The sequence below is a fragment of the Sphingomonas sp. genome, from assembly GCF_031380695.1.
GTDB lineage: Bacteria > Pseudomonadota > Alphaproteobacteria > Sphingomonadales > Sphingomonadaceae > Sphingomicrobium.
This window is the reverse complement of sequence record NZ_JANMWY010000022.1, coordinates 19,526-30,521: the sequence shown is the minus strand read 5'-3', so window position 1 is coordinate 30,521 and position 10,996 is coordinate 19,526. Positions and strand designations below refer to the sequence as shown.

The 10,996-nt window shown below is 65.2% G+C and carries 13 protein-coding genes and 1 pseudogene; 12 read left to right on the top strand and 2 right to left on the bottom strand.

Annotated features, from left to right (window positions below):
- The 10 genes and pseudogenes from RMN84_RS00885 to tatC all read left to right on the top strand — a co-directional run.
- Positions 1-404 (top strand): annotated as a pseudogene (locus tag RMN84_RS00885) (deoxyguanosinetriphosphate triphosphohydrolase); the annotation flags it as partial.
- A 271-nt stretch (positions 405-675) separates the two neighbouring features.
- A complete protein-coding gene (gene argS, locus RMN84_RS00880) occupies positions 676-2,403 on the top strand; it encodes an arginine--tRNA ligase (RefSeq protein WP_309610324.1) in 1,728 nt (575 codons plus the stop codon).
- Complete coding sequence (locus tag RMN84_RS00875; protein ID WP_309610323.1) at positions 2,403-3,110, top strand: hypothetical protein; 708 nt, start codon at positions 2,403-2,405, stop codon at positions 3,108-3,110. Before argS ends, RMN84_RS00875 begins: the two co-directional genes overlap by 1 nt.
- A gap of 24 nt (positions 3,111-3,134) precedes the next feature.
- A complete protein-coding gene (locus RMN84_RS00870; RefSeq protein WP_309610322.1) occupies positions 3,135-3,842 on the top strand; it encodes an SPOR domain-containing protein in 708 nt (235 codons plus the stop codon).
- Positions 3,839-4,846: a beta-N-acetylhexosaminidase gene (gene nagZ, locus RMN84_RS00865; protein ID WP_309610321.1), complete on the top strand. Its 1,008-nt coding sequence runs from the start codon at positions 3,839-3,841 to the stop codon at positions 4,844-4,846. Before RMN84_RS00870 ends, nagZ begins: the two co-directional genes overlap by 4 nt.
- A gap of 6 nt (positions 4,847-4,852) precedes the next feature.
- Positions 4,853-5,605: a ScpA family protein gene (locus RMN84_RS00860; protein WP_309610320.1), complete on the top strand. Its 753-nt coding sequence runs from the start codon at positions 4,853-4,855 to the stop codon at positions 5,603-5,605.
- Positions 5,605-6,189, top strand: a complete 585-nt coding sequence (scpB, locus tag RMN84_RS00855; RefSeq protein WP_309610319.1) for an SMC-Scp complex subunit ScpB — start codon at positions 5,605-5,607, stop codon at positions 6,187-6,189. Before RMN84_RS00860 ends, scpB begins: the two co-directional genes overlap by 1 nt.
- 34 nt (positions 6,190-6,223) lie before the next feature.
- Entirely contained in the window at positions 6,224-6,502 is a 279-nt protein-coding gene (locus tag RMN84_RS00850) for a twin-arginine translocase TatA/TatE family subunit (RefSeq protein ID WP_309610318.1), read from the top strand.
- A gap of 17 nt (positions 6,503-6,519) precedes the next feature.
- On the top strand, positions 6,520-6,882 hold the full coding sequence (gene tatB / locus RMN84_RS00845; protein ID WP_309610317.1) for a Sec-independent protein translocase protein TatB: 363 nt from the start codon (positions 6,520-6,522) through the stop codon (positions 6,880-6,882).
- Positions 6,879-7,640 (top strand): twin-arginine translocase subunit TatC, encoded by a 762-nt coding sequence (gene tatC, locus RMN84_RS00840; protein WP_309610316.1) that lies wholly within the window; start codon positions 6,879-6,881, stop codon positions 7,638-7,640. Before tatB ends, tatC begins: the two co-directional genes overlap by 4 nt.
- A 222-nt stretch (positions 7,641-7,862) precedes the next feature.
- Here tatC and RMN84_RS00835 read toward each other — a convergent pair whose 3' ends face one another.
- Both RMN84_RS00835 and RMN84_RS12260 read right to left on the bottom strand, forming a co-directional pair.
- Entirely contained in the window at positions 7,863-9,386 is a 1,524-nt protein-coding gene (locus RMN84_RS00835; RefSeq protein ID WP_309610315.1) for a histidine kinase dimerization/phosphoacceptor domain -containing protein, read from the bottom strand.
- A 27-nt stretch (positions 9,387-9,413) separates the two neighbouring features.
- Positions 9,414-9,542 carry a NepR family anti-sigma factor gene (locus tag RMN84_RS12260; RefSeq protein ID WP_405051412.1) on the bottom strand — a complete coding sequence of 43 codons (129 nt, stop codon included), beginning with the start codon at positions 9,540-9,542 and terminating at the stop codon, positions 9,414-9,416.
- Between the two features lie 389 nt (positions 9,543-9,931).
- Between RMN84_RS12260 and RMN84_RS00830 the strand changes: the two genes are divergently transcribed.
- On the top strand, positions 9,932-10,732 hold the full coding sequence (locus RMN84_RS00830) for a response regulator (RefSeq protein ID WP_309610314.1): 801 nt from the start codon (positions 9,932-9,934) through the stop codon (positions 10,730-10,732).
- Between the two features lie 73 nt (positions 10,733-10,805).
- Complete coding sequence (locus tag RMN84_RS00825; protein ID WP_309610313.1) at positions 10,806-10,946, top strand: hypothetical protein; 141 nt, start codon at positions 10,806-10,808, stop codon at positions 10,944-10,946.
- Positions 10,947-10,996: the final 50 nt, after the last annotated feature.

Sequence of the window (10,996 nt, the reverse complement as noted above, 5' to 3'; positions counted from 1 at the left end):
TGATCGGGACGATGGTCGGCGACGTACTCGTCGAGACCCGGCGGCGCGTGGTGGAGGCGGGGGTCGAGACGATCGACGATGTCCGCTTGGCAGGGCGGGCACTGGTTGGGTTTTCGGACACAATGGCGGCAGAGGAACGCGCGCTGAAGCGCTTCCTCTACGATCGGCTCTACAACAGTGCGGCGCTGACCCCGATGCGGATCGAGGCGCAGCGGATCGTCGCCGACCTCGCCTCCGCCTATCGGGACGGCGGGGCGACCCTGCCGACGGGCTGGCAGCGCGGCGAGGGGGCGGTAGCGCGGCTGCGCGGCATCGGCGACTTCATCGCCGGCATGACCGACCGCTTCGCCATCGCCCGCCATGAGGAGCTTATCGGTCCGGTCAATTTGCCCGACCGTTTCTAGGGAAAGGATGCGGATGGCCAATATCATTACGATCGGTCCCACGGGGTTGGTCGGCAGAATTTGGCACGAATGCTCATGATGTACGCATTACGACTTCCTGATATTTTTCAGCGGCGGTAAACGTTGCACGATTACCGATTTGTTGTGGTGCGACTGATGTTGATGGGGGCGATACGGTCGGATGAGCGACTCCGGCGCGGGCGAGTTCCGCAACACAGGTTGGGCAACGTGACGCGTGACCTGCCGCCGCCTGCGCGCTAGACGCGCCGCCATGTCACTTTACGCCCGCTACGCCGGCCTGCTCGACCAGGCCCTCGACACGCTCGTTGCGGACGGATCGCTGCCCGATGGACTTGATCGAGAGAATGTCGCGGTCGAGCCGCCGCGAGACGCAGCGCACGGTGACTTGGCGACCAATGCGGCGATGGTGCTGGCCAAGCCCGCGGCGACCGATCCGCGCGCGCTGGCCGGACTGATCGCACCCCTCATCGAAACGATGCCGGGGGTGGCATCGGTCGAGGTCGCCGGGCCGGGGTTCATCAATATTCGCCTTGACGAGGCGGTGTGGCGCCAGGAGTTGGCGGCGATGCTGGCGAGTGGCGCGGCTTATGGCCGTGCAACCGTTGGCCAGGGCGAGCGGGTCAATGTCGAATATGTCTCGGCCAACCCGACCGGGCCGATGCACATGGGCCATTGCCGTGGCGCGGTCGTCGGCGACGCACTGGCGAACGTGCTGGTCGCGGCCGGGTTCGCCGTCACGCGCGAATATTATGTCAATGACGCCGGCAGCCAAGTCGACACGCTCGCCCGCTCGGTGCACCTGCGCTATCGCGAAGCGCTCGGCGAGCAGATCGGCGATATTCCCGACGGCTATTATCCCGGCGACTATCTGGTCCCGATCGGGCGATCGCTGGCCAGTGAATATGGTAACGAATATGCCGCCGCGCCGGAAAGCGAGTGGCTCGCGCTGTTCAAACGCAAGACGGTCGCGGCGATGCTCGACCTGATCCGCGCCGACCTCGCCCTGCTCGGCATCCATCACGACGTCTTCGCTTCGGAGATGGAGCTGCAGGAAGCAGGGTTGGTGACTAAAGCGATGGAGACGCTTGCCGCCAAGGGTCTGGTCTATCGAGGTGTGCTCGAGGCGCCGAAGGGCGAAACCCATGACGATTGGGAGCCGGTCGAGCTGACGCTGTTCCGCTCGTCGCAATATGGCGACGACCAGGATCGGCCAATGCAAAAATCGGACGGCAGCTGGACCTATTTCGGCGCCGATGCCGCCTATCATCTCCAGAAGGCGAGCAAGGCCGATCACCTCGTCAACATTTGGGGCGCCGATCACGCCGGCACGGTCAAGCGGATCAAGGTGGCGGTAACGGCGCTGACCGACGGCCGGGTCGATCTCGACGTCAAGCTGGTCCAGATGGTTCGCCTGTTCCGCGCTGGCGAGCCGATCAAGATGTCTAAGCGGTCGGGCAATTTCGTCACGCTGGCCGATGTCGTGCGCGAAGTCGGCAAGGATGTCGTCCGGTTCATGATGCTGACCCGCCGCGCCGACGCCCCGCTCGACTTCGACTTCGCCAAGGTGGTCGAGGCGTCGAAGGACAATCCGGTGTTCTACGTCCAATATGCCCATGCGCGGATCGCGTCGCTGCAGCGTAAGGCGGCGGAGATGGCCGGCCTGCCCGACGCGGCCGACCTGACGCTGCTCGACGCCGAGGAACTGGGGCTGGTGAAGCTTGCCGCGCAATATCCGCGTCAGGTCGAAGCGGCCGCGCTAGCGCATGAGCCGCACCGTATCGCTTTCTATCTCAACGACCTCGCCTCGGCGTTTCATTCGCTGTGGAATCGCGGCAACGACGACCCGGCGCGGCGCTTTCTGCTCGAGGGTGAGCCAGAATTGACTCGCGCGCGACTGGAACTGGCGCGGGGAATCGCGCTAGTCATTCGCATCGGGCTGGCGCTGATGGGAGTCGCCGCCGCGCAGGAGATGCGTTGATGGGCGACGAGCGGAGCGAAGGAGGCGCGGTGACGAGCCCGCCGCGCGCCGCTTCGCCCGCGAAGAGAAGGCAGTCAAACCCGTGGCCGTTCGCGCTGATTGCGCTGTTCGCGGTCGCGGTCGCAGGACTCCTGCTCGATCGCGCGATTGCCCCGCCGCCGCCGGCGGAGATTGCGACCTTGCCCGAGGCTCGCCCGATGGTCCTTCCCGTGCCTGAGGCCGGGTCCACGGCACCGCCGCTGGCCCCCGCGTTGCGGCACGGTACGGGCGACGCGCAGAGTGCCGCGCCGGCCCTGTCACGCGCCGCCCGCGAACAGGCTGCCGCCGCGCCTCATCCGATGCCCGAGCAACTCCGTGCCGCTCATCAGATCGCGGAAACGCGGCGGATCGAGGTCGCGCGGCAACAGCGCGAGATGCCGCCGCCACCGCCGACGCCGGCCTTGTCGCCAAGGCTTGCAGCGTCGGGACATGTCATTCAGCTCGGTGCCTATGACAGCGCGCGTGAAGCGGAGGCGGCAGCCAAGCTATTTCGCTATCGCTATCGCGGGTTGCTCGAGACACTGCCAAAAGCGGTGTCGCCATCGAAGGCGGCGGGGTCCGAGAAATATTATTACCGGGTCCAGTTCATTGCGCCGGCCCAGGCCAATGCCGAAATCATCTGCCAGCGGCTGCGGGTCGTGAAGCAGAGGTGCATCGTGATCTACTGACCGGCGAGCAGGGGAAGTTTCGCAATGAGTGACCGTCGTGCCGCGTATGATGATGAGGGGCTGCCGTGGTTGGAAGCCGTGGCCGATGAGGATGGCCCGCGCGGGGTGTCGGGACGCAAGATGCTGGCCGCATTGCTGATGGTCGGCATCGCGGCGGCGCTGATCTCGGCGACCTTCTTCCTGCTCGGGCGGCGCGATGCCGGTCCGACCAGCGGGCCGCCCGAACTGATCAAGGCCGATTCCCGCCCCTACAAGGTCAAGCCGACCGATCCGGGGGGACTCGACGTCGCCGGCGACAGCCAGACCGCCTTCGCGACCAGCGCCGGGGCCGATACCGACGGCCAGATCGACATGAATGCGGTGCCCGACGCGCCGATCCAGCGGCCCAAGCCCAAGCCGGTCGTGGTGGCCGAGGTGCCGACGCCCGACACGAAGCCACCGGTCGAGCCGCCGGTCGTCAGACCCGTTCCCGAGATGCCGACAGCGGCGCGCGGGACGGTGGTCCAGCTCGGTGCCTTCTCGTCCGGCGTCAAGGCCGAGGCGGCGTGGAAGGCGCTGACGGAGCGGTTCGCAACGCTGGGCGCGATGACCAAGATTGTCGTTCCGGTCAGCAACGGCAGTGGCGGCTCGCTTTACCGGCTGCGCGCGGGGGCACCGACTCCGGCGGATGCAAAATCGCTGTGCCAGGCGCTGCGGGTCGCAGGGGAAAGCTGTGTGGTGATCGGTCGATGATGGCCGCGATCCTCAGCCTGGCGGGAACCGAAATCAGCCAGCATGAAGCCAGCCTGTTTCGCGATGCCGACCCGGCGGGGTATATCCTGTTCCGCCGCAATATCGAGAATCGCGAGCAGGTGCGGGCGCTGACCGACGCTTTGCGGGCGCTCCACGGCCGCGACGATCTGCCAATTCTGATCGACCAGGAGGGGGGGCGCGTCGCTCGGATGCGGCCGCCGGTGTGGCCCGCCTTTCCGGCCAATGAGGCGTTCGACCGGCTCTATCGACTGGCGCCATCGTCGGCGATGCAGGCGGCGCGGTGGAATGCGCGGGCGATCGCGCTGACGCTGGCCGAGGTTGGCATCAACGTCAACTGTTTGCCAATGCTCGACGTCCGTCAGCCGGGCGCGAGCGACATCGTCGGCGACCGCGCGCTGGGGTCCGAGCCGATGCAGGTCGCGGCGCTAGGCCGGGCGCAACTCGACGGGCTGGCGTCGGCGGGGGTGGTCGGGGTCATGAAGCATATTCCCGGACATGGCCGGGCGCTGGTCGACAGTCATCTCGAACTGCCGGTGGTAGACGCCGGTCACGCCGAACTGGCAGTCGATCTTGAGCCGTTCGAGCGATTGTCCGACGCACCGATGGCGATGACCAGCCACATCGTCTATCGCGCGTGGGATGCCGAGCGGCCGGCCAGCCAGTCGCCGCTGATCATCCGCGACATCATCCGCGATCGGATCGGTTTCGACGGCTTTTTGATGAGCGACGATGTCGGCATGGCGGCGCTGTCGGGCGACGCGGGAGAGCGCGCCGCAGCCTGCGTTGCGGCGGGGTGTGACGTTGCGCTGCATTGTTCGGGCAAATTCGACGAACTGCTGCTGGTCGCCGACCGCGTTGGAACGCTCGGCACCGACGGCGACGCGCGGCTGGCGCGGGCGATGGCGGCGCGCTTCACCGACGGCGAGGGCATGACCCTGGCCGAAGCGATCGACACGCGCGACGAGCTGCTGGCGCTGGCCTGACCCCGCATGGAGCAATCCGAATTCTTCCAACTCCCGGCCGATGACGGGCTGACGCTCAGCCTCGACGGCTGGGAAGGTCCGCTTGACCTGCTCCTGACGCTGGCGCGCAACCAGAAGGTCGATCTGCGCGAGATTTCGATCCTCGCGCTGGTCGAGCAATATCTCGCCTATCTCGACGATGCCAAGGCGGTGCGGCTCGAGATTGCGGCCGATTATCTCGTCATGGCGGCGTGGCTCGCCTATCTCAAATCCTGCCTGCTGCTGCCCAAGGATCCGGAGATCGATCCCAGCGCCGAGGAGCTGGCGCTGCGGCTCCAGTTGCGTCTGCAGCGGCTCGACGCGATGCGCGAAGCGGGTGCGCGACTAATGGGCCGCGACCGCATCGGCCGTGACGTGTTCGCGCGCGGCGCGCCGGAAGGGCTGCGGCTGGTGCGCAGCTCCGCGTGGCGCTCGACCCCGTTCGAGCTGTTTGCTGCCTTCGGCCAGGTTCGCGCGCGGACCCAGCCGGTGTTCCACATCGTTGCGCAGCGCGCGGTGATGTCGCTGGACGATGCCATCGAGCGGGTCGCGCGGCTGGTCGGGACGGCCGTCGAGTGGACCCGGATCGAAGCGTTCCTGCCTGCCAGCTCCGACTCCGCCTATGCCCGCTCCGCGCTGGCTTCGTCGTTCGTTGCGGCACTGGAGCTGGCCCGGCAGGGACGGCTAGACCTTCAGCAGGACGAGGCATTCGCCCCACTCCGCCTGCGCCGCGCAAGTTGATGGACCATCTCCTGCGATCGATCGAAGCGGTGCTATTCGCTTCGTCCGAGCCGCTTACTCCCGAGGACATCGTGCTCCACGTCGGCGAGGGGGACGTCGCCGCCGGGCTGGCCGATCTGGCCGAACGTTATGCCGGGCATGGCGTCGAGCTGGTCGAGCGCGGCGGGCGGTGGCATTTCCAGACCGCGCCCGATCTCGCCCACCTTCTCCGGCGCACCCGCGATGAGCCGCGCCGCCTGTCGCGCGCCGCGACCGAATGCCTCGCGATTATTGCCTATCACGAGCCCGCGACTCGCGCCGAGATCGAGGCGATCCGCGGAGTGCAGATCAGCAAGGGCACGATCGACGTGCTGATGGAGGCCGGATGGGTGCGGGCGGCGGGACGGCGGGAGAGCCCGGGTCGGCCCCTGCTCTATGCGACGACACCGGCCTTCCTCACCCATTTTGGGTTGGCCTCGCGGCGCGACCTGCCGGGGATCGACGACTTGCGCGCGGCCGGATTACTCGATCCGCTCGACGAGGCGGCGCTATCGCTGGCGCTCGAAACCCCGCAATCGCTGGAAACAGTGGGCGATGAGGACTAGATAGAGCGTACGGCCTTATTTTGGAGTGAATTTCATGGGCGGTTTCAGCCTCATCCACTGGCTCATTCTCGGCGTGGTGGTCCTGCTGCTGTTCGGCGGCAACCGCTTCAGCGCGATGATGGGGGACGTCGCCAAGGGGCTGAAAAGCTTCAAGCAGGGCATGTCCGACGACGACAAGCCGGTCGTCCCGCCGACGCAACAGCTGCCCTACAGCCAGCAGCAGTCGCAGCAGAGCACGCCGCCGATCGAGCTGACCCCGCAGCCGCCGCATGCCGATCCGGTTGCACCTCCGCCAAGCGACCAGGCGCGCTAACCGCAAGGAAGCCCGCCGTGTTCGGCGTCGACAGTTCGGAACTGATCATCGTTGCCATCGCGGCGCTGATCTTCATTGGCCCCAAGGATTTGCCGCGCGTGATGCGCGTGGTCGGCCAGTGGGTCGGTCGCGCCCGCGGCATGGCGCGTCACTTCACCGCCGGCATCGAGAATATCATGCGTGAGGCCGAGCTCGAGGAGATGGAGAAGAAATGGCGCGAGGAGAATGCGCGAATCATGGCGCAATTTCCGACCAGCGGGAGCTATGCGGAGCCTACGCCCTTGCCAGTTTCTGCCGCTACACCGGCGATGACCGACGCCGCGCCGCCTGCTGAAGAACCGACCCTTCCGCTCGACCTACCGCGGCGTGATTTGCCGTGAAGGATATTGACGACAGTAAGCAGCCGCTGCTCGAGCATCTGATTGAGCTCCGCCGGCGGCTGCTGTGGAGCTTGGCGACGCTGGCGGTGACGTTTGGCCTGTGCCTAACCCAGGCGCGCAACATCTTCGCCGTCCTCGTGCAGCCGTTGATTCAGGCCGGGCAGGGCAAGATTATCTACACCGACATCTTCGAGGCCTTTTTCGTCGAGGTAAAGGTCGCGCTGTTTGCCGCGCTAATGCTCAGCTTTCCGGTCATCGCGACGCAGATCTGGCGGTTCGTCGCGCCGGGGATGTACGCCAAGGAGAAGAAGGCGTTTCTGCCTTTCCTGCTGCTGACGCCCTTTTTCTTCATCGGCGGGGCGGCCTTCGCCTATTTCGTCACCATGCCGTTCGCGCTGCGCTATCTGCTTAGTTATCAGGGCAACATCGGCGGCATCCAACAAGAGGCGCTGCCAGGGGTCGGCAATTACCTAAGCTTCGTGACCCGCTTCCTGTTCGGCTTCGGGGTCGCATTCCTGCTCCCGATCCTGCTGATGATCCTCGAGCGCGCTGGCCTCGTCACCCGTCAGCAGCTCGCGACCTCGCGGCGCTATGCGATCGTCAGCGTCCTGGCGGTGTCGGCGGTACTGACCCCGCCCGACGCCGTATCGATGCTGCTACTCGCCGGGCCGCTCTATGCGCTCTACGAACTGGCGATTATCGCCATCCATATCACCCATTGGCGCGCGTCGCGGCGCGTTGACGGAACAGCCATTTAGGCTCGTGTCCTCGGCTTCGGTTGTGGAAGGGTGCCAGGTTAATGGTCTAGCAGATTTTTGGGCCCGGAAACGCTACCGGGGGGGGAGGGTTGACGGTTCCGGGCCCATTAGACCGGATAGCGAGAGCGGGGGGGCAAAGAGTCGCTATCCGAAGTGTACAACGCGGCTAATTCCGAGCGGGTTCCCACTGCTCGCAAATTAATCGGCCTGCTTTTGACTTTTCTAAATGGGAAATATCGGCAGCGCGACGCTGAGCCGACCGAGCCGCATTTCAAGCGACGAACGAAGCTGTCGGGCCAGGCCGGTGATGATCCGCTCGAATTGGATCCGGCTAATGTCGGCGGAGTCTGGCGCGGACAGCGCCGCCGTGTCCAGAGTCAGGCGCGCGGTCAATTCACCGGTCCGCCGCAGGTCGATTTCGATCGGTGCGTCGGGCAGGTTAAGCATCGAAAATTCAACGACCTCGGTCAGCAGGAAAGCGACCGCGACGGCGACGTCCTGCGTCGTATGGGCATTGTCGGCGTCGAGCCCGATCGCGGTCTTTTGGGCCGTTTCGGGTGCCGATCCGCGCAGGCCTGCGGCAAGTTCGGTCAGCAGCGGACGCAGTGCGATGCCGCGATTGGCTTCGCCTTCAGCGAAATGGTTGCGGTGGACGACGGCGAGCGCATCGACTCGTCGCCCGATCGCCGCATAGGCGGCCCGGCCCGCGCCTTCTTCTGCATTACGGCCGTGAATGCTGAGCAGCGACGCGACGACCTGGAGGTTGTTCTTCACCCGATGGTGAACCTCGCGGACGAGCCGCCGCTGACCCTCCAACGCAGCGCCCATTTCGTGCTCGGACGTTTCGATCCGGGCGACAGCGCGGGAAAAAGCTTCGCCGAGGCTCTCGATTTCGACCGCCGGGCCGATTCGCTGCGGCATTGCGAACGGGCCGGCGCGCGGGTCATAGGTCGAAACGGCGCGCTCCATCCGTCGCAGCGGACGGATCAGCAGTCGGGTCATGACCAGCCACCCGATCAGCGCTGCCGCGAACCACATCGCCAGCGGCAGAAGCAATGCCAGCGATTCGCTGATGGTCAGATGATTGGCCGGGGCCGTAACCCGGACCGACAGCTGGCCGGCGGCAATGTTGCGAAGTTCATTGCGGTGGTTGGCCCCGCTCGCGATCGAGTTGCCGATGACCGACGCGACGTTGATCCCGTCATCGAGATGGAGGATGCGGATCGTCGGGTTGATGTCACGCGCTGCGGCCGCGATGTCACCTAACGGGATGATGTCGGTGGCTAGGCCATTGGCGACGGAAACCCGCACGAAGAGCGCACGGTCGGCAGGACTGAGCCACATGGCAATGCCGCCTGGGGCCGGGACGCGACCGCTCACCGGCTGGCGGTATCCTTCGGTCGAGCAATGCTCTTGTCCGTCGAGTGTTTCGATGGCGAAGCTGCGGGAGATGGCGGGGGTGATTGCCAGCGAGCGTCGTACCTCGTCGCAATCGTTGGCACCGGGAGATGCCAGCGCGCCGTTGGCGGCGATCCGCAACGCTAGGGCATTGCGGGCGATCAGCGCCTCGATCGAACGCGCGACTGCCTGGTCCTGCTCCTCTGCTCGTCGGTCGAGGGCCGCGTTGGCGCCGGCGATGCTGGTTTGCGCGGCCCAGATCATCGCCAGCCCGATCGGCAGCAGGGCAAGCGATATAAGCAGTAGCAGCTTGGCCGCTGTCGGCAGGCGGTGGAACCACGAACGCACTAAATCACGGCCGCAATGATTGGCCGATCAGCCAAGGCGACCGAGGAGTTCCTTGAGATCAGAGGGGATGTCTTCACGAAGCGTGTCATCGTAGACCGATCGCAGCGCCCGACTGACATCGGACGGGGCATTGGATACTCTTTTTTTCGATGCCAAATCACGCTGTTGGCCGGTCGCAGGCGGAGCACTGCCAGGCTTTTCGGCTTTTCCGCTGCCACTCAACCTCTCGACCCCCTCGCGCGTATGCAACGACTGCAAAAACGCGACCAAAACACTGGCCCCGCACCATAACGTATCGGGGCGACCGAGGCCCCTATGACAAGAAATTTTGCAACGTCAATCCACCGGGCGACGAGCGAAACAGCGTGTCATGGAAATGACATCTCGCACATGAAACCATATGGGCGCTGCTTTGTTCCACCGGTTAAGCGCGCGGTCGACGGGTTTGTGGCGGCGTGCCATTTTGGCACGTCACTGTCCTGCACTTGCATCGTCGTTGACCCGCGCCCAATAGGGCCGGCGCCACCACAGGAGTTCATCAATCCATGTCGCTTGGTCAGGACCTTGCTCCCCACCTCCCGTTCCTGCGCCGCTATGCACGCGCCCTGACGGGCAGCCAGGCCCATGGTGACGCCTTCGTCCGGGCAAGTCTGGAAGCAATCGTGGCGTCGCCCGAAGATTTTCCGCGCGATGTCGATCCCCGACTCGGTTTGTACCGTATTTTCCACGTCATTTGGGCAAGTGCGAACATCGAAGAAGGCGAAGAGCCGACCGACGACTATGGCAAGGCGGAGGGTATCGCCCGCGCCCGCCTGTCACGGATCACCCCGCTGTCGCGTCAGGCGCTGCTCCTGACGTCGCTCGAAGGATTCTCGACCGACGACACCGGCTATCTCATCGGCGCAAGCCCTGCCGACGTCGATTCGCTCGTCGCCGAGGCGCTCGCCGAGATCGAGCGTCAGACGCTTGCCGACGTGTTGATCATCGAGGATGAGCCGATCATAGCGATGGACATCGAGACCATCGTCCGCGATCTTGGTCACAATGTCACCGGCGTTGCTGTGACTCGGGACGAGGCGGTCGCTCAGGCGCGTCAGCATCCCCCCGGCCTGGTATTGGCCGACATCCAGTTGGCGGACGATTCCAGCGGGATCGACGCAGTCAAGGACATCCTTGCCGAATTTTCGGTGCCGGTGATCTTCATCACGGCCTTTCCCGAACGGTTGCTGACGGGAACGCGTCCGGAACCGACGTTTCTGATCACCAAGCCGTTCCAGCGGTCGACCGTAAAGGCGGCGATCAGCCAGGCGCTGTTCTTTGATGCCGCCACAGCCCCGGTGGCTTGAGCAGACGAGGGAACAGCCCGGCGCGTGACTCGTTACTCCTGCGAATTGAACATATTGCAGGGTTATCGACACAATGAACGACGATCAGCTTGAACATCTGACGACAACCGAGGCGCGCGCCGGGAGTGCCTCGAAAGTGAATCGTATTGTGCTGGTCGCCAGCCTGAGCCTCATCATCGTGGCGTTCGCGATCATCTTGTTCATCGCGCGCTAAGCGATTAGCCTGCTTGGCCACTGCACAGCATATGAACCGTTTGCGCGCCT

Coding starts and splice junctions, on each gene's coding strand:
- RMN84_RS00825 (WP_309610313.1), top strand. CDS start 10,806: ATGAACGACGATCAGCTTGAACATCTGACGACAACCGAGGCGCGCGCC.
- RMN84_RS00875 (WP_309610323.1), top strand. CDS start 2,403: ATGGGCGACGAGCGGAGCGAAGGAGGCGCGGTGACGAGCCCGCCGCGC.
- RMN84_RS00830 (WP_309610314.1), top strand. CDS start 9,932: ATGTCGCTTGGTCAGGACCTTGCTCCCCACCTCCCGTTCCTGCGCCGC.
- RMN84_RS00850 (WP_309610318.1), top strand. CDS start 6,224: ATGGGCGGTTTCAGCCTCATCCACTGGCTCATTCTCGGCGTGGTGGTC.
- argS (WP_309610324.1), top strand. CDS start 676: ATGTCACTTTACGCCCGCTACGCCGGCCTGCTCGACCAGGCCCTCGAC.
- scpB (WP_309610319.1), top strand. CDS start 5,605: ATGGACCATCTCCTGCGATCGATCGAAGCGGTGCTATTCGCTTCGTCC.
- RMN84_RS00860 (WP_309610320.1), top strand. CDS start 4,853: ATGGAGCAATCCGAATTCTTCCAACTCCCGGCCGATGACGGGCTGACG.
- RMN84_RS00870 (WP_309610322.1), top strand. CDS start 3,135: ATGAGTGACCGTCGTGCCGCGTATGATGATGAGGGGCTGCCGTGGTTG.
- nagZ (WP_309610321.1), top strand. CDS start 3,839: ATGATGGCCGCGATCCTCAGCCTGGCGGGAACCGAAATCAGCCAGCAT.